Source organism: Cupriavidus sp. FW306-01-F10A (assembly GCF_058782785.1).
The window spans coordinates 112933-130111 of record NZ_JBYSYA010000002.1; the positions used below are offsets into that span (position 1 = coordinate 112933).

The 17179-nt window shown below is 64.6% G+C and carries 16 protein-coding genes and 1 tRNA gene; all 17 read right to left on the reverse strand.

Annotated elements, in window-relative coordinates:
• Positions 1-20: 20 nt before the first annotated feature.
• The 17 genes from nuoL to pnp all read right to left on the reverse strand — a co-directional run bounded on the left by nuoL (position 21) and on the right by pnp (position 17114).
• Positions 21-2108: an NADH-quinone oxidoreductase subunit L gene (gene nuoL / locus AC3WLF_RS03470; RefSeq protein ID WP_492320914.1), complete on the reverse strand. Its 2088-nt coding sequence runs from the start codon at positions 2106-2108 to the stop codon at positions 21-23.
• Between the two features lie 58 nt (positions 2109-2166).
• On the reverse strand, positions 2167-2472 hold the full coding sequence (gene nuoK / locus AC3WLF_RS03475) for an NADH-quinone oxidoreductase subunit NuoK (RefSeq protein ID WP_010809122.1): 306 nt from the start codon (positions 2470-2472) through the stop codon (positions 2167-2169).
• A gap of 17 nt (positions 2473-2489) precedes the next feature.
• A complete protein-coding gene (locus tag AC3WLF_RS03480; RefSeq protein WP_492357025.1) occupies positions 2490-3134 on the reverse strand; it encodes an NADH-quinone oxidoreductase subunit J in 645 nt (214 codons plus the stop codon).
• Between the two features lie 184 nt (positions 3135-3318).
• On the reverse strand, positions 3319-3810 hold the full coding sequence (gene nuoI, locus AC3WLF_RS03485; protein ID WP_010809124.1) for an NADH-quinone oxidoreductase subunit NuoI: 492 nt from the start codon (positions 3808-3810) through the stop codon (positions 3319-3321).
• 58 nt (positions 3811-3868) lie between these two features.
• The gene (gene nuoH, locus AC3WLF_RS03490) at positions 3869-4933 is read right to left on the reverse strand and encodes an NADH-quinone oxidoreductase subunit NuoH (RefSeq protein WP_340528739.1); all 1065 of its coding nucleotides are present in this window, start codon (positions 4931-4933) and stop codon (positions 3869-3871) included.
• A 21-nt stretch (positions 4934-4954) separates the two neighbouring features.
• Complete coding sequence (gene nuoG, locus AC3WLF_RS03495) at positions 4955-7321, reverse strand: NADH-quinone oxidoreductase subunit NuoG (RefSeq protein WP_492357026.1); 2367 nt, start codon at positions 7319-7321, stop codon at positions 4955-4957.
• Between the two features lie 12 nt (positions 7322-7333).
• Entirely contained in the window at positions 7334-8629 is a 1296-nt protein-coding gene (nuoF, locus tag AC3WLF_RS03500; RefSeq protein WP_340528743.1) for an NADH-quinone oxidoreductase subunit NuoF, read from the reverse strand.
• Between the two features lies 1 nt (position 8630).
• Positions 8631-9128, reverse strand: a complete 498-nt coding sequence (gene nuoE, locus AC3WLF_RS03505) for an NADH-quinone oxidoreductase subunit NuoE (protein ID WP_029044768.1) — start codon at positions 9126-9128, stop codon at positions 8631-8633.
• Between the two features lie 187 nt (positions 9129-9315).
• The gene (locus AC3WLF_RS03510) at positions 9316-10569 is read right to left on the reverse strand and encodes an NADH-quinone oxidoreductase subunit D (protein ID WP_492320917.1); all 1254 of its coding nucleotides are present in this window, start codon (positions 10567-10569) and stop codon (positions 9316-9318) included.
• Between the two features lie 9 nt (positions 10570-10578).
• The gene (locus tag AC3WLF_RS03515) at positions 10579-11175 is read right to left on the reverse strand and encodes an NADH-quinone oxidoreductase subunit C (protein ID WP_010809130.1); all 597 of its coding nucleotides are present in this window, start codon (positions 11173-11175) and stop codon (positions 10579-10581) included.
• 1 nt (position 11176) lies between these two features.
• Positions 11177-11659, reverse strand: coding sequence for a NuoB/complex I 20 kDa subunit family protein (locus AC3WLF_RS03520; RefSeq protein ID WP_008643342.1), 483 nt, complete (start codon positions 11657-11659; stop codon positions 11177-11179).
• Positions 11660-11665: 6 nt separating this feature from the next.
• Positions 11666-12025: an NADH-quinone oxidoreductase subunit A gene (locus tag AC3WLF_RS03525; protein WP_010809131.1), complete on the reverse strand. Its 360-nt coding sequence runs from the start codon at positions 12023-12025 to the stop codon at positions 11666-11668.
• Positions 12026-12191: 166 nt separating this feature from the next.
• Positions 12192-12276, reverse strand: a tRNA-Leu gene (locus tag AC3WLF_RS03530).
• 187 nt (positions 12277-12463) lie between these two features.
• Positions 12464-12838: a preprotein translocase subunit SecG gene (gene secG / locus AC3WLF_RS03535; protein ID WP_010809132.1), complete on the reverse strand. Its 375-nt coding sequence runs from the start codon at positions 12836-12838 to the stop codon at positions 12464-12466.
• A gap of 63 nt (positions 12839-12901) precedes the next feature.
• Entirely contained in the window at positions 12902-13639 is a 738-nt protein-coding gene (gene tpiA, locus AC3WLF_RS03540; RefSeq protein ID WP_492357840.1) for a triose-phosphate isomerase, read from the reverse strand.
• 114 nt (positions 13640-13753) lie between these two features.
• Positions 13754-14758: an NAD(P)H-quinone oxidoreductase gene (locus AC3WLF_RS03545; protein ID WP_492352033.1), complete on the reverse strand. Its 1005-nt coding sequence runs from the start codon at positions 14756-14758 to the stop codon at positions 13754-13756.
• Between the two features lie 184 nt (positions 14759-14942).
• Entirely contained in the window at positions 14943-17114 is a 2172-nt protein-coding gene (pnp, locus tag AC3WLF_RS03550) for a polyribonucleotide nucleotidyltransferase (protein ID WP_492320920.1), read from the reverse strand.
• Between the last annotated feature and the right edge of the window lie 65 nt (positions 17115-17179).

Sequence of the window (17179 nt, forward strand, 5' to 3'; positions counted from 1 at the left end):
TTTTCCTTACTTGGTGCCTATCACTTGGTGCCGATCACGCCCGTGACCGTCAGCGTCAGCAGCACCAGCATGCCGACGATCATCGCGAACGCGTAGTGGTAGATATAGCCCGACTGCAGGTAGCGGCTTGCCGAAGCAAACGAAGCCACCAGGCGCGCCGCGCCGTTAACGAACAGGCCGTCGATCAGGCTCTGGTCGCCGCCCTTCCACAGGCCGGTACCCAGCAGGCGTGCGCCGCGGGCGAACACGGCCTGGTTGATGGCGTCCATGTAGTACTTGTTGTCCAGCAGCTTGTAGAGACCCGAGAAGCGGTTCGCGATGGCTTCAGGGATATCCGGGCGCTTCATATAGAAGAACCAGGACAGCACCACACCGGCGACGGCCAGCCACAGCACGGGCGTGGTCAGCGAGTGGATCGCCATTGCCACCCAGCCGTGGAATGCTTCCTTGAGCTCGGCCATGGCGTGGTGGTTCTCGCCGACGAAGATCACGTCCTTGAACGCGATGCCGTTCTTGAAGAAGTTGCCAAACAGCATCGGCTCGATCGCGATCGCACCGACGATCACCGACGGGATCGCCAGCAGCACCAGCGGCAGCGTCACCACCCACGGCGACTCGTGCGGCTTCTCGCCGGCGGCCAGGCCATGGTGGTGGTCGTGCGAGACCTCTTCGTCCTCATGGTCGCCCTCATGATGCTGGTGGGCATGGTTCTGGCCCCAGCGCTCCTTGCCGTGGAAGACCAGGAAGTACATGCGGAACGAGTAGAACGCGGTGACGAACACGCCCGCCAGCACGGCGAAGTAGGCAAAGCCCGAACCGGCGATATGCGACTCGGCCACGGCCTCGATGATCGAGTCCTTGGAGTAGAAGCCCGCGAAGAACGGCGTGCCGATCAGCGCCAGCGAACCCACCAGCGAGGTGATCCAGGTGATCGGCATGTACTTGCGCAGGCCGCCCATGTTGCGGATGTCCTGGTCGTGGTGCATGCCGATGATGACCGAGCCCGCACCCAGGAACAGCAGTGCCTTGAAGAACGCGTGCGTCATCAGGTGGAACACGGCCACCGAGTATGCCGAAGCGCCCAGCGCCACGGTCATGTAGCCCAGCTGCGACAGGGTCGAGTAAGCGACCACGCGCTTGATGTCGTTCTGGATGATGCCCAGGAAGCCCATGAACAGCGCCGTGATGGCACCGATCACCAGCACGAAGGACAGCGCCGTATCCGACAGCTCGAACAGCGGCGACATGCGCGCCACCATGAAGATGCCGGCGGTCACCATCGTTGCCGCGTGGATCAGCGCCGAGATCGGGGTCGGGCCTTCCATCGAGTCAGGCAGCCAGACGTGCAGCGGGAACTGCGCCGACTTGCCCATCGCGCCGATGAACAGGCAGATGCAGGCCACGGTGATCATCAGCCAGTCGGTGCCCGGGAAGATCACGGTCGCCAGCTGGTCGCGCGCGGCGAACACTTCGGTGTAGTTCATGCTGCCGGCGTAGGCCAGCAGCAGGCCGATGCCGAGGATAAAGCCGAAGTCGCCGACGCGGTTGACCAGGAACGCCTTCATGTTGGCGAAGATCGCCGTCGGGCGGGTGTACCAGAAGCCGATCAGCAGGTACGACACCAGGCCCACCGCTTCCCAGCCGAAGAACAGCTGCAGGAAGTTGTTGCTCATCACCAGCATCAGCATCGAGAAGGTGAACAGCGAGATGTAGGCGAAGAAGCGGTTGTAGCCGGGGTCCCCGTCCATGTAGCCGACGGTGTAGATGTGCACCATCAGCGAGACGAAGGTCACCACCACCATCATCATCGCGGTCAGCGAGTCGACCAGGAAGCCGACCTCCATCTTCAGGCTGCCGATGGCCATCCACTCGTAGACGGTGCCGTTGTAGCCGGCGCCGTTCATCACGTCGAGCAGCACCATCACCGACAGCACGCAGGCAATGGCCACGCCCAGAATCGTCGAGGTGTGGGCCACCATCCGGCCGCCGCGCGACTCCGAGGAAAACAGGTCAAAGAACTTGGTACCGAACAGGCCGGCGATCGCGGAGCCGACTAGCGGCGCCAGCGGGATCGCAAGCAGCAGGTTGGGGTTGAGCGTGGTTGCCATAGGACGCTTAGTGGTGTGCGGTCGGTGAGTCTTGGGTATCTGCGTAGTGCGCCACGGATCAGCCCTTGAGGGTATCCATGTCGTCCACGTTGATCGTATCCAGGTTGCGGAACAGCACAACCAGGATGGCGAGACCGATTGCCGACTCGGCGGCGGCCACCGTGAGGATGAAGAAAACGAAAACCTGACCAGCCAGGTCGCCCAGGTAATGCGAGAAGGCGACGAAGTTGATGTTCACCGCAAGCAGCATCAGTTCGATCGCCATCAGCAGCACGATCACGTTCTTGCGGTTCAGGAAGATGCCGACGATGCTGATCGCAAACAGGATCGCACCGAGCACGAGGAAATGAGCGAGAGAGAGCACAGCGATTTCTCCGGGCTTTAGTTCTTATTGGCGGCAGCCGCGGCTTCCGTCTGCTGGGTCTGGCCTTCGGACTGCATCGGCACCAGGCGCACGCGCTCGTCGCGGCGGGTGCGCAGCTGCGCCGACACGTCCTGGGCCTTGACGTCCTTGCGGCGGCGCAGGGTCAGCGCCACGGCGGCGATGATCGCCACCAGCAGGATGATGCCGGCCACTTCGAAGGCGTAGATATAGTCGGTGTAGATCAGCTTGCCGAGCGCGGCGGTGTTCGAGTAGCCCGGCTCCTGCGAACCGTTGGTGGCCACCGGCGTGGTGGTGCCGATAAAGTTGCGCACCAGCACGATCGCCATTTCGGCGATGATCAGCGCGCCCACCACCGAGGCCATCGGCACATAGGTCCAGAAGTCCCGCCGCAGGTGCTCGATGTCGATATCGATCATCATCACCACGAACAGGAACAGCACCATCACCGCACCGACATAGACCAGCACCAGCAGGATGGCGAGGAATTCCGCCTTGAGCAGCATCCAGATCGCCGCGGCCGTGAAGAACGACAGCACGAGGAACAGTGCGGAATGCACCGGGTTCTTCGCAGTGATGACTTTCAGTGCGGAGAGCACCAGCACCAGCGCAAAGACGTAGAAGATGGTGGTCGTGAGTTCCATGGTCCCTATCGGATCCTCTCTGGGCCGTCCGGCACAAGCCACCCCTCGGGTGGCCCGCTCCTGCGGCATCCTTGCATTGGCCCCTTGCATTGCAGGGGCCGCATTCAAATTCGGTGGCGGCGGCTGCCAGGTCTGCTGCTTGCGGCAGCCGCGAACCGGTCGTTACTACTGTCGCTGCTTCGGCTTAGCGATACTTTGCGTCGGCAGCCTTGGCTGCGGCGATCTGCGGCTCGTAGCGGTCGCCCACTGCCAGCAGCATGTCCTTGGTGAAGTACAGGTCGCCGCGCTTCTCGCCGTGGTACTCCAGGATCTGTGTTTCCACGATGGCGTCGACCGGGCAGGCCTCTTCGCAGAAACCGCAGAAGATGCACTTGGTCAGGTCGATGTCATAGCGGGTCGTGCGGCGCGTGCCGTCGGCGCGCGCGTCGGACTCGATCGTGATGGCCAGCGCCGGGCACACCGCCTCGCACAGCTTGCAGGCGATGCAGCGCTCTTCCCCGTTGGGGTAGCGGCGCAGCGCGTGCAGGCCACGGAAGCGCGGCGAGATCGGCGTTTTCTCTTCCGGGAACTGGACGGTGATCTTGCGCGCGAAGAGATAGCGGCCGGTCAGGGCCATGCCCTTGAAGAGTTCCTTCAGGAGCAGGCTGTTGAAGAAGTCCTTGATGGCGAGCAGCATGATGCTTCCTAGTATTTCCACACGGTGCGCGCCACGGCGCGCACCGTCGTTTGGCCGTTCAGTGCCAGATGTTCCAGGGCGACTTGATCCAGATCGCCACGATGATCAGCCACGCCACCGTCAGCGGGATGAACACCTTCCAGCCCAGGCGCATGATCTGGTCATAGCGGTAGCGCGGGAACGAGGCACGGATCCAGATGAAGACGGACAGCAGCAGGAATACCTTGATCACCAGCCAGAAGAAGCCCGGGATCGCATTGGTCAGCACGCTATCGACCGGGGGCGCCCAGCCGCCCAGGAACATCAGCGCGGTCATCGTCGAGATGATGATCATGTTGATGTACTCGGCCAGGAAGAACAGCGCGAAGCCCATGCCCGAGTATTCGATCATGTGGCCGGCCACGATTTCCGACTCGCCTTCCACCACGTCGAACGGGTGGCGGTTAGTTTCGGCCACGCCCGAGATAAAGTAGACGCCGAACATCGGCAGCAGCGGCAGCCAGTTCCACGACAGGATGTTGATGCCCATGTCGGCAAAGTAACCGGTGTTCTGGCCGTTGACGATGGCCGACAGGTTCAGGCTGCCGGCAACCATCAGCACCGTCACCAGCGCAAAGCCCATGGCGATTTCATACGACACCATCTGGGCCGCGGCGCGCATGGCGCCGATGAAGGCGTACTTGGAGTTCGAGGCCCAGCCGGCCAGGATCACGCCGTACACGCCCACCGAGCTGATCGCCATCACGTACAGCAGGCCGGCGTTGACGTCCGCCAGCACCACTTCAGCCTGGAACGGAATCACGGCCCAGACCGCCACGGCGGGCATCAGCACCATCAGCGGGGCAATCAGGTACATGCCCCGGCTGACCTGCGTGGGCATCATGACTTCCTTGAGCAGCAGCTTCAGCACGTCGGCGATCGGCTGCAGCAGGCCCAGCGGACCCACGCGGTTCGGACCGATACGGACGTGCATCCAGCCGATCAGCTTGCGCTCCCACAGGATCAGGTAAGCCACGCACAGCAGCAGCGGCACCACGATGATCACGGCGCGAATCAGGATCCACAGCGGTGTCCAGTAGGCACCCAGCAGGCCCTGTCCTTGCGAGGTAATCCAGTCAATCATGTCTTGTTCTCGCTCTTGTTCTTACGCCGTGGCCACGGTGCCGGTGGCCGGCGCCAGGTCAATGGCCTTCTCTACGGTGACCGTGCCGTACATCGCGCCCAGGCTCATGGCCGCCGGCGTTGCCGCCGGCACGCGCACGGTGTTGGCCGGGAGAGTGGCTTCGAGCACGGCCGGCAGCACCACGCTGCCCTGCCCTTGCGTGACCCGAACCGGATCGCCGGACTGGATGCCAAGGCTGGCGAACAGGTCGGCCGGCAGCGAGATCTGCATGGCGCGGCGCGCGGCAGCGCTCAGCTGCAGCGATTCGGCGCGGCGCACGATCGGGTCGGCGTGGTAGATCGGCACATCGGCGATGCGTTCGATGCCGTTGGCGGCAGCGGCGGCAACGCGGATCGGCGCGTCGGTGGCGTTGTCCAGCTGCGCGTCGACCGGGGCCGACAGCACTTCGGCACGCACCGACTCGGCGGTTTCGTAGTCGAAGCCGGCCACGTCCAGCAGGTTGCCCAGCACGCGCAGCACCTTCCAGCCCGGACGCGATTCGCCCAGCGCGCGGACCACGCCGTTGAAGCTCTGCGGCTTGCCTTCGCAGTTGACGAAGGTGCCGGCGGTTTCCGTGAACGGCGTCACCGGCAGGATCACGTCGGCGTACTGCATGGCCGCTTCCGAGCGGAACGGCGACAGCACCACCACCGTGCCGGCCTGGGCCAGCGCGGCCAGCGCCTTGCGCGGGTCGGCGGCGTCGAACTCGGGTTCGGTGTTCAGCAGGATGTAGGCCTTGCGCGGCGTGTCCAGCATCGCCTGCGCATTGGCGCCACCCTGCCTGGGCAGCGCGCCGGCGACATAGCCGCCGACGGTGTTGGCGGCTTCGGTCAGGAAGCCCAGCGTCGCACCGGTTTCAGTGGCGATCCACTGTGCCAGCGCGTGCAGCGCCGAGAACTGCGGATGGCGCACGGCCTCGTTGCCGAGGAACACCGCGCGGCGCTCGCCCGACAGCAGCGCTTCGGCCGTCTTGGCGGCAACATCGCCACCGTCGAAACCTTCGGTGCCGGCCGGGGCGGCCACGCCCTTGGCAGCGGCCACGGCACGGGCCACGCCGGCGAGGGCCGCGGTCCAGCCCGACGGCGCCACGTCGATGCGGGCGGCCACGGGCATCAGCAGGTCTTCACCGCCGGCGCCCAGCACGGCCACGCGGGCGCCCTTCTTGGTAGCCTGGCGCAGGCGCGAGGCCAGCAGCGGATGATCCTTGCGCAGCGACGAGCCGATCACCAGCACGCGTTGCAGCGTGGTCACGTCGGCCACCGGCATGCCGAGCCACGGCGCGCCCTTGAGCGCGGCCGAGAAGTCGGACTGGCGCAGGCGGAAGTCGACGTTGTCGCTGCCCAGGCCGCGCACCAGCTTGCCCAGCAGGAACAATTCTTCGAGCGTGCTGTGCGGGCTGGCGAGCGCGGCGATCTGGTCGGCGCCGTGCTCGCGCTTGATGCCGGCCAGGCCGTTGGCCACGTATTCGAGTGCGGTCTGCCAGTCGGTTTCCATCCATTCGCCGCCCTGCTTCAGCAGCGGGCGGGTCAGGCGGTCGGCGCTGTTCAGGCCTTCATACGAGAAGCGGTCCTTGTCGGAGATCCAGCACTCGTTGATGTCTTCGTTTTCCAGCGGCAGCACGCGCATCACGCGCTGGTTCTTGGTCTGCACCACCAGATTCGCGCCCAGGCCGTCGTGCGGCGACACCGACTTGCGGCGGGCCAGTTCCCAGGTGCGGGCCGAGTAGCGGAACGGCTTGCTGGTCAGCGCGCCGACCGGGCACAGGTCGATCATGTTGCCCGACAGTTCCGAATCGACGGTCTTGCCGACGAAGGTGGTGATCTCGGAATGCTCGCCGCGGCCCAGCATGCCCAGCTCCATCACGCCGGCCACTTCCTGGCCGAAACGCACGCAGCGGGTGCAGTGGATGCAGCGGGTCATCTCCTCCATGGAGATCAGCGGGCCCACGTTCTTGTGGAACACCACGCGCTTCTCTTCCTTGTAGCGCGACTCCGAGGCACCGTAGCCCACGGCCAGATCCTGCAGCTGGCATTCGCCGCCCTGATCGCAGATCGGGCAGTCGAGCGGGTGGTTGATCAGCAGGAATTCCATCACGGACTTCTGCGCCTTGACCGCCTTCTCCGAATTGGTGAAGACCTTCATGCCGGGGGTCACCGGCGTGGCGCAGGCAGGCAGCGCCTTCGGGGCCTTTTCGACCTCGACCAGGCACATGCGGCAGTTGGCCGCGATGGACAGTTTGCGGTGGTAGCAGAAGTGCGGGATATAGGTGCCCAGCTTCCGGGCTGCTTCCATCACCAGGCTGCCTTCAGCAACCTCAACCTTCTTGCCGTCGATCTCTAGTTCAACCATGTTCTGCCACGCTTAGATGTAGGCCGGAACCATGCACTGCTTGTGTTCGACGTGATATTCGAACTCTTTCCAGTAGTGCTTGAGCATGCCGCGGACCGGCATCGCCGCGGCATCGCCGAGCGCGCAGATGGTGCGGCCCATGATGTTTTCCGCGACGTTATTGAGCAGGTCCAGGTCTTCCTGGCGCCCCTCTCCGTGTTCGATGCGATTGACCATGCGGTAGAGCCAGCCGGTGCCTTCGCGGCAGGGCGTGCACTGGCCGCACGATTCCTCAAAATAGAAGTACGACAGGCGCAGCAGCGAGCGGACCATGCAGCGCGTCTCGTCCATCACGATCACCGCGCCCGAGCCCAGCATCGAGCCGGCCTTGGCGATCGAGTCATAGTCCATGTCGGACGCCATCATCAGGTCGCCCGGCACCACCGGCGCGGACGAACCGCCCGGGATCACCGCCTTGATGCGCTTGCCGCCGCGCATGCCGCCGGCGAGCTCCAGCAGCTTGGCGAACGGCGTGCCCAGCGGGATCTCGTAGTTGCCGGGACGCTCGACGTCGCCCGAGATCGAGAAGATCTTGGTGCCGCCGTTGTTCGGCTTGCCCAGCTTCAGGTAGTTCTCGGGGCCGACGGCCAGCAGGAACGGCACCGCGGCGAAGGTCTCGGTGTTGTTGATGGTGGTCGGCTTGCCGTACAGGCCAAAGCTGGCCGGGAACGGCGGCTTGAAACGCGGCTGGCCCTTCTTGCCTTCCAGCGATTCGAGCAGCGCGGTTTCCTCGCCGCAGATATAGGCGCCGTAGCCGTGGTGCGCGTGCAGCTGGAAATCGAAGCCCGAGCCCAGGATGTTGTCACCCAGGAAGCCGGCCGCGCGCGCCTCTTCGAGGGCTTCCTCGAAGATCTTGTACTCGTTCCAGATTTCGCCGTGGATGTAGTTGTAGCCCACGGTGATGCCCATCGCATACGCGCCGATGGCCATGCCTTCGATCAGCGAGTGCGGGTTGTAGCGGATGATGTCGCGGTCCTTGAACGTGCCGGGCTCGCCTTCATCGGTGTTGCAGACCAGGTATTTCTGACCCGGGAAGGTGCGCGGCATGAAGCTCCACTTCAGCCCGGTCGGGAAACCCGCACCGCCGCGGCCACGCAGGCCCGATGTCTTGACATCGGCGATCACCTGCTCGGGCGGGATCTTCTCGGTCAGGATGCGCTTCAGTTGCTGGTAGCCGCCACGCTTGACGTAGTCTTCCAGGTGCCAATTCTTGCCGTCCAGGCCGGCCAGGATCAGCGGCTGGATATGGCGGTCGTGCAGACTGGTCATATTACTTGCCCCCCTTGGCGGCTTCGCTCTTGAGCTCGTCGACAAGCGCGTCGAGCTTGTCGTCGCTCATGAAGCTGCACATGCGGGTGTTGTTGACGATCATCACCGGCGCGTCGCCGCAAGCGCCCATGCACTCGCCCTCTTTCAGGGTGAAGCAGCCGTCAGCGGTGGTCTCGTTGTAGTCGATCCCGAGCTTGCGCTTCAGGTACTCGCCAGCCCGCTCGCCGCCCGACAGGGCGCACGGCAGGTTGGTGCAGACGGCGAGCTTGAATTTGCCCACCGGCTTGGTGTCATACATGTTGTAGAAGGTCGCCACCTCTTCCACCCACACGGGCGGCATCTCGAGGTAGTTGGCGACGAACTGCATGACTTCGGGGGAAACCCAGCCCACCTCGCCCTGCGCCACGGCAAGCGCCGCCATCACGGCCGACTGCTTCTGGTCGGCCGGATACTTCGCGATCGCGCGATCGATTTCCTTGAGAGCTTCTGCTGATAGCATGGTCATTGCAGTAAAACGGCGTCAGGCAGCGCCACCGGGCGTTCCCTTCCGCAGGTTTGCAGCCGTCGCTGCCCGTTCCGCCGGCAGGCCTGAGGCCGTACCGGTCCGCCGCGGGTCTTCCGCCCGCTCCCCCTTGGGGAGCGCCGCGGAAAGCGCCCGGATCGTCGTCCGGGCCGGCGGTCCGTGATTAGCGGTCGATCTCGCCGAAGACGATGTCTTGCGTGCCGATGATCGTTACCGCGTCAGCAATCATGTGTCCCTTGGCCATTTCGTCGAGCGCGGCCAGGTGGGGGAAACCAGGTGCACGGATCTTCAGGCGGTACGGCTTGTTGGCCCCGTCCGAGATCGCGTAGATGCCAAATTCGCCCTTCGGATGCTCCACCGCTGCATACGCTTCGCCTTCCGGCACGTGCATGCCTTCGGTGAACAGCTTGAAGTGGTGGATCAGTTCTTCCATGTTGGACTTCATGTCCACGCGCGAGGGCGGCGCCACCTTGTGGTTGTCGGTGATCACCGGGCCCGGGTTACGGCGCAGCCATTCCACGCACTGCTTGATGATGCGGTTGGACTGGCGCATCTCTTCCACGCGCACCAGGTAGCGCGCGTAGCAGTCGCCGCCCACGCCCACCGGCACGTCGAAGTCCAGCTTGTCGTACACCTCGTACGGCTGCTTCTTGCGCAGGTCCCACTCGATGCCGGAGCCACGCAGCATCGGGCCGGTAAAGCCCATCTGCAGCGCACGTTCCGGGCTGACCACGCCGATATCCACCAGGCGCTGCTTCCAGATCCGGTTGTCGGTCAGCAGCGTCTCGTATTCGTCGACGTACTTCGGGAACCGGTTGGTGAAGTCCTCGATGAAGTCCAGCAGCGAGCCCGAACGCGCCTCGTTCATGGCCTTGATCGCGCGCTCGTTGTGTACCTTGGAGGCACGATATTGCGGCATCGTGTCAGGCAGGTCGCGGTAGACGCCGCCCGGACGGTAGTAGGCCGCGTGCATGCGCGCGCCCGACACCGCCTCGTACATGTCGAACATGTCCTCGCGCTCGCGGAAGGCGTACAGGAACACCGCCATCGCGCCCACGTCCAGCGCGTGCGAGCCGATCCACATCAGGTGGTTCAGCAGGCGGGTGATCTCGTCGAACATCACGCGGATGTACTGCGCGCGCACCGGCACTTCCAGGCCCAGCAGGCGCTCGATCGCCATCACGTAGGCGTGCTCGTTGACCATCATCGACACATAGTCGAGTCGGTCCATGTACGGCACGCTCTGAATCCAGGTCTTCTGCTCGGCCAGCTTCTCGGTGGCACGGTGCAGCAGGCCGATATGGGGGTCGGCGCGCTGGATGACTTCGCCGTCCAGCTCCAGCACCAGGCGCAGCACGCCGTGCGCTGCCGGGTGTTGCGGGCCGAAGTTCAGGGTGTAGTTCTTGATATCTGCCATGGCGCGTTATCAGTGCAAGCCGCCGTAGTTGTCCTCGCGGATCACGCGCGGGGTGATTTCGCGCGGCTCGATCGTGACCGGCTGGTAGATGACCCGCTTCTGCTCCGGGTCGTAGCGCATCTCGACGAAGCCCGAAACCGGGAAATCCTTGCGGAACGGATGGCCGACGAAACCGTAGTCGGTCAGGATGCGGCGCAGGTCCGGATGGCCGTCGAACACGATGCCGTAGAAATCGAAGGCTTCACGCTCGAACCAGTTGACGCCGTTCCACACGTCGATCAGCGACGGCAGCACCGGGAAATCATCGTCCGGGGCGAACACGCGCACGCGCAGGCGCCAGTTGTGGGTGATCGACAGCAGCTGCGAAACCGCGGCAAAGCGCAGGCCGTCCCAGGCACCGTCGCCGTACTCGGAATAGTCCACGCCGCACAGGTCGATCAGCTGCTCGAAGCGCAGCGACGGATCGTCGCGCAGGATGCGGGCAACTTCGAGGTAGTCGTCGGCCTTGACGATCAGCGTCAGTTCGCCGGTCGCCTCGATCAGGTTCTGCACGCGCTTGCCGAGAGCTTTCTCGAGCGCGGCCTTCAGGATGTCAAGCTTCGCCATTTCAGCCCTTGCGCGCGATGGTGTTGGTGCGCTTGATCTTGTTCTGCAGCTGGATCACGCCGTAGATCAGCGCCTCGGCCGTCGGCGGGCAGCCCGGCACGTAGATATCCACCGGCACGATGCGGTCGCAGCCACGCACCACCGAGTACGAGTAGTGGTAGTAGCCGCCGCCATTGGCGCACGAGCCCATCGAGATCACCCAGCGCGGTTCTGCCATCTGGTCGTAGACCTTGCGCAGCGCGGGGGCCATCTTGTTGCACAGCGTGCCGGCCACGATCATCACGTCCGACTGGCGCGGCGACGGGCGGAAAATCACGCCGAAGCGGTCCATGTCGTAGCGCGCGGCGCCGGCATGCATCATTTCCACGGCACAGCAGGCCAGGCCGAAGGTCATCGGCCACAGCGACCCGGTGCGGGTCCAGTTGATCAGCTTGTCAGCGGTTGTCGTGACAAAGCCTTCGTTGAGAACGCCTTCGATTGCCATTTCACATCACTCCCAATCGAGCGCGCCCTTTTTCCAGATGTAGACGAAGCCCACGATGAATTCCAGCAGAAACACGCCCATGGCGATGAAACCCGGCCAGCCGATATCGCGCAGGGCGACACCCCACGGAAACAGGAAGGCGGTTTCGAGGTCGAACAGGATAAACAGGATGGCGATGAGGTAGTAGCGCACATCGAACTTCATGCGCGCGTCCTCGAACGCTTCGAAGCCGCACTCGTACGGCGACAGCTTCGCGGGATCGGGCTTGTTCGGACCGAGGATCCGACCGATCGACATCAGCGCCACGCCAAGCACGACACCGAAGATGATGAAGATGAGAACGGGGAAGTAGGCTTCGAGATTCAAGGTACGGCCAGCCTTATCTGGAATGTTGTCAACAGCACCAGCTGAAGCGGCGTCCTGTTGCCCACCCCAGGCGCTAAGCCATGAGCCTCATGGCGCGCCGCCTTGCGGACTGCCGGAGCCCCACGCTCGGGTGCATTGCCCGGCCAGGGACTCCGATCAAGTTGTTTGGTGCCGACGGCGAGACTCGAACTCGCACAGCTTTCGCCACTACCCCCTCAAGATAGCGTGTCTACCAATTTCACCACGTCGGCTGGGGGAGAAACAATATTGCCTGGCGCCGGGTTTTCAGGCCCTTCAGGTCCGTTGCAGAGGCTTACGTCTTTGCTCGGAACCCATCGCTGGGGAATCGTTTCAAGCCTTGCATTCTAACCTAGATTTCTTGCTTTGTTCAACGCACAACTGCAAAAAAACTCAGGAATCCGCCGCAAGGCTTACGGATTATTTCGGTACAGCGGGAGCTGCCGGCGCCGATGCATCAGCGGCCGCTGCCGGGGCTGCAGCGGGAGCCGAAGCACCTGCCACTGCGGGCGCCGAAGCCGGCGCCGCGCCCATCACGCCCAGCGATGCAGCCGGCTTGTAGTTGCCCAGCAGCGTTAGCGCCAGCGTGCAGACGAAGAACAGCGTGGCCAGCACGGCGGTGGTGCGCGACAGGAAGTTTGCCGAGCCGGTGGCACCGAACAGGCTGCCCGAGGCGCCCGAACCGAATGCCGCGCCGACATCGGCGCCCTTGCCATGCTGGATCAGCACCAGGCCAATCACGCCCAGCGCCGACAACACCTGCAGCACCACCAACAAAGTCTTGAAGATTGCCATTTGATTTAGATAAGCCTTACTGGCTGGTTACTTGCCTGATCGGTCGATCGGAACGGCCGGCATTCAGGCGTTGCCGATCGCGAGAAAATCTTCCGACTTCAGCGAGGCGCCGCCAATCAGGCCCCCGTCGATATCGGTCATGGAAAACAGTTCGGCCGCATTGTCCGGCTTGACGCTGCCGCCGTACAGGATGGCCATGCGCTCGGCCACACCCGCGTCGCGCGCGGCAACCTGGCCACGCAGGAACGCGTGCACCGCCTGCGCCTGCTCGCTGGTGGCGGTCTTGCCAGTGCCGATCGCCCAGACCGGCTCATAGGCCAGCACCACGCGGCTCAGCTGCTCCACCGTCAGCGCGTCCAGCACGGCCTGCAGCTGCCTGCCGACCACCGCTTCGGTTTCGCCCGCGTCGCGCTGGGCCAGGGTTTCACCCACGCAGACTACCGGGACGATGCCGAATTCCAGCGCGCGCAGCGCCTTCGCCGCCACGGTCTGGTCGGTTTCGCCATGATAGGTGCGGCGCTCCGAGTGGCCGACCAGCACATAAGTGCAGCCAAACTCACCCACCATCGATGCCGCGACTTCACCGGTGAAGGCGCCGCGCGCCTCTGCCGACACATCTTGTGCACCCCAGGCCACTTGCGAGCCATTCAGCAACGCCTGGCATTGTGCAAGATAGGGGAACGGCGCGCAGACCGCCAGCGTCGCCTTGGCCGCGCCAGCCTTGATGCCCTCCAGCAGCGCCGCGTTTGCAGCCAGACTGCCATGCATCTTCCAATTGCCGATGACGAGCTTTTGTCTCACGAAGTGCCCCTCCCAAATCAAACCCGCTATTGTAGCTTGTGGCGGGGGCACGGCGCTACCGCCGCCCGATGGCGGCGGGCGGCAGCATTGGCCACATGCAACGGTCGATGTGCCTTACCAGGTCAGCACGATCTTGCCGATATGCTCGCTTGACTCCATCAGGCGATGCGCATCGGCCGCCTGCGCGGCCGGGAACACCTCGTGGATCACCGGCTTGATCTTGCCGGCGGCCAGCAGCGGCCACACCTGCTCGTGCAGTGCCGCGGCAATCTTGCCCTTGAACGATGCCGGGCGCGGACGCAGCGTGGAGCCGGTCACGGTGATGCGCCGGCGCAGGATATCGCCCAGCGGGATCTCGGCCTTGGCGCCGCCCAGCAGCGCAATGATGACGATGCGGCCATCGTCGGCGATGCACTTCAGCTCGCGCGCCAGGTACGGGCCGGCAACCATGTCGAGGATCACGTCGACACCGTTGCCGCCGGTCAGCGCCGACACCTCGGCGACGAAGTCCTGCGTCTTGTAGTTGATCGCGCGGTCGGCGCCCAGGTCTTCGCAGGCCTTGCATTTCTCATCGGTGCCGGCGGTGACGAACACCTTGTAGCCCAGCGCCTTGGCGATCTGGATCGCGGTCGTGCCGATGCCGCTGGAGCCGCCCTGGATCAGCAGGGTCTCATCCTTGCCGCGCGGGCCCTGGCCCAGGCAGCCGCGGTCGAACACATTGCTCCAGACGGTGAAGAAGGTCTCGGGCAGCGCCGCGGCCTCGATATCGCTCAGGCCTTGCGGCGCGGGCAGGACCTGCGCCAGCGGCGCCGTGCACAGCTGTGCGTAGCCGCCGCCCTGCACCAGCGCGCAGACGCGGTCGCCCACCTTCAGGCCGAAGCGGTTGTCGGCATGCGACAGGTCGCCGCCCACCACCACGCCCGCCACTTCCAGGCCGGGCAGGTCCGAAGCACCCGGCGGCACCGGGTAGTTGCCGGTGCGCTGGAATACGTCCGGACGGTTGACACCGGCGGCAGCCACGCGGATCAGGACCTCGCCCGCACCCGCAACCGGGTCGGGACGCTCGGTCAGCTGGAGGACTTCGGGGGCACCGTATTCGCGGATTTCGATGGCTTGCATGCTGCTCTGCTCCTTGTACTTGTCTTGGCGCGGGTCGACGATGCATCGCGCCAGGGTCGGTGTGAGCCTTGGCTCGATAGGGTTGCCGGCAGTGTAAACAAAAAAACGACTGGACATCGTCCAGCCGTTTTTTTGGCGGCGCCACCTTGCGGCGGCACCTGCGGGCAATCCTGCCCCGCTGGCTTTACTGCTGTTCCGAGCCTTCGGCCGGAGCCGCCGGCGCGGCGGCTTCGCCGGCGTTGATCGGGCTGATGCTGCCGCCCTCTTCGGCCAGCGCGGCCTTCAGCGACAGGCGCAGGCGGCCCTTCTCGTCAGCCTGGATCAGCTTGACGCGGACTTGCTGGCCTTCCTTCAGCCAGTCCTTGATGTCCTTGACACGCTCGTTGACGATTTCCGAGATGTGCAGCAGGCCATCCTTGCCCGGCAGGATGTTGACGATGGCGCCGAAGTCCAGCAGCTTCAGCACGGTGCCGGCGTAGATTTTGCCCACTTCGGCTTCCGCGGTGATGCCCTCGATGCGGCGCTTGGCTTCGGCCATGCCGTCGGTCGAGGTCGACGCGATCGTGATCGTGCCGTCTTCCTGGATGTCGATGGTGGTGCCGGTTTCCTTGGTCAGCGCCTGGATGGTCGAGCCGCCCTTGCCGATCACTTCGCGGATCTTGTCCGGATGGATCTTCATGGTGATCATGCGCGGAGCGTGCGCCGACAGTTCGGTGCGGGCGTGGCCCATCGCTTCCTGCATCTTGTGCAGGATGTGCAGGCGGCCTTCACGGGCCTGCGCCAGCGCGACCTGCATGATCTCCTTGGTGATGCCCTGGACCTTGATGTCCATCTGCAGCGCGGTGATGCCGTTGTCGGTACCCGCCACCTTGAAGTCCATGTCGCCCAGGTGATCTTCATCGCCCAGGATGTCGGTCAGCACGGCAAACTTGTTGCCTTCCAGGATCAGGCCCATGGCCACGCCGGCCACGTGCGCCTTGACCGGAACGCCGGCGTCCATCAGCGCCAGGCAGCCGCCGCAGACCGAAGCCATCGACGACGAGCCGTTGGATTCGGTGATTTCCGAAACCAGGCGGATGGTGTAGGCGAATTCATCGTCCTTCGGCAGCACCGGGATCAGCGCGCGCTTGGCCAGGCGGCCGTGGCCGATTTCACGGCGCTTCGGGCTGCCCACGCGGCCGGTTTCACCGGTGGCGAACGGGGGCATGTTGTAGTGGAGCATGAAGCGGTCGCGGTATTCGCCGGCCAGTGCGTCGATGATCTGCTCGTCGCTCTTGGTGCCGAGCGTGGCCACCACCAGCGCCTGCGTTTCACCACGGGTGAACAGCGCCGAGCCGTGCGCGCGCGGCAGCACCGACGAGCGGATCTCGATCGGGCGCACCGTGCGGGTGTCGCGCCCGTCGATACGCGGCTCGCCGGCCAGCACCTGGCCGCGCACGATCTTGGCTTCCAGGTCGAACATGATGTTGCCGACTTCCACCTTGTCGGCTTCCACGCCGGCGGCTGCCAGCGCGGCCGCCACGTTGGCGTTTACTTCCTTCAGCTTCTGGCTGCGGGCCGACTTCTGGCGCAACTGGTAGGCTTCCTGCAGCAGCGGCAGTGCAACTTCGGTGACCTTGGCGATCAGCGGCTCGTTCTTGGCGGCCGGGGCCCAGTCCCACTCGGGCTTGCCGCCTTCGCGCACCAGCTCATGGATGGCGTTGATCGCGATCTGCATTTGCTCATGGCCATAGACCACGGCGCCCAGCATGACGTCTTCCGACAGCTGGTTGGCTTCCGATTCCACCATCAGCACGGCGCGCTCGGTACCGGCGACCACCAGGTCCAGGTCCGAGGTGGCGAGCTGCGAGCGGGTCGGGTTGAGCAGGTACTGGCCATCCTTGTAGCCCACGCGCGCGGCGCCAACCGGGCCGTTGAACGGGATGCCCGACACGGCCAGCGCGGCCGACGCGCCGATCAGCGCGGGAATGTCAGCGGGCACTTCCGGGTTCAGCGACACCACGTGGATCACCACCTGGACGTCGTTGTAGAAGCCTTCCGGGAACAGCGGGCGCAGCGGACGGTCGATCAGGCGCGAGGTCAGGGTCTCGTTTTCCGACGGACGGCCTTCACGCTTGAAGAAGCCGCCGGGGATCTTGCCGGCTGCGTAGGTCTTCTCGATGTAGTCGACGGTCAGCGGGAAGAAGTCCTGGCCCGGCTTCGGGCTCTTGGCGGCGACCACGGTCGCCAGCACCACGGTGTCTTCCACATCGACCAGCACGGCACCGCCGGCCTGGCGGGCGATTTCGCCGGTTTCCATGCGGACCGTGTGCTGGCCCCACTGGAATTCCTTGACGATCTTGTTGAACATGGACATGTGCATTCCTTGGCTTGCGTGCAGGCCGCGCAATCACGCAATAACACGCGCACGGCCTGCGACGC

Bases quoted from the DNA above. Each gene is read 5' to 3' on its own strand.
- nuoL (WP_492320914.1), bottom strand. From the start codon at position 2,108: ATGGCAACCACGCTCAACCCCAACCTGCTGCTTGCGATCCCGCTGGCG.
- AC3WLF_RS03480 (WP_492357025.1), bottom strand. From the start codon at position 3,134: ATGGAACTCACGACCACCATCTTCTACGTCTTTGCGCTGGTGCTGGTG.
- nuoI (WP_010809124.1), bottom strand. From the start codon at position 3,810: ATGCTGCTCGCCATCAAGGACTTCTTCAACAGCCTGCTCCTGAAGGAA.
- nuoH (WP_340528739.1), bottom strand. From the start codon at position 4,933: ATGATTGACTGGATTACCTCGCAAGGACAGGGCCTGCTGGGTGCCTAC.
- nuoG (WP_492357026.1), bottom strand. From the start codon at position 7,321: ATGGTTGAACTAGAGATCGACGGCAAGAAGGTTGAGGTTGCTGAAGGC.
- nuoF (WP_340528743.1), bottom strand. From the start codon at position 8,629: ATGACCAGTCTGCACGACCGCCATATCCAGCCGCTGATCCTGGCCGGC.
- nuoE (WP_029044768.1), bottom strand. From the start codon at position 9,128: ATGCTATCAGCAGAAGCTCTCAAGGAAATCGATCGCGCGATCGCGAAG.
- AC3WLF_RS03510 (WP_492320917.1), bottom strand. From the start codon at position 10,569: ATGGCAGATATCAAGAACTACACCCTGAACTTCGGCCCGCAACACCCG.
- AC3WLF_RS03515 (WP_010809130.1), bottom strand. From the start codon at position 11,175: ATGGCGAAGCTTGACATCCTGAAGGCCGCGCTCGAGAAAGCTCTCGGC.
- AC3WLF_RS03520 (WP_008643342.1), bottom strand. From the start codon at position 11,659: ATGGCAATCGAAGGCGTTCTCAACGAAGGCTTTGTCACGACAACCGCT.
- secG (WP_010809132.1), bottom strand. From the start codon at position 12,838: ATGGCAATCTTCAAGACTTTGTTGGTGGTGCTGCAGGTGTTGTCGGCG.
- AC3WLF_RS03545 (WP_492352033.1), bottom strand. From the start codon at position 14,758: ATGCAAGCCATCGAAATCCGCGAATACGGTGCCCCCGAAGTCCTCCAG.
- pnp (WP_492320920.1), bottom strand. From the start codon at position 17,114: ATGTCCATGTTCAACAAGATCGTCAAGGAATTCCAGTGGGGCCAGCAC.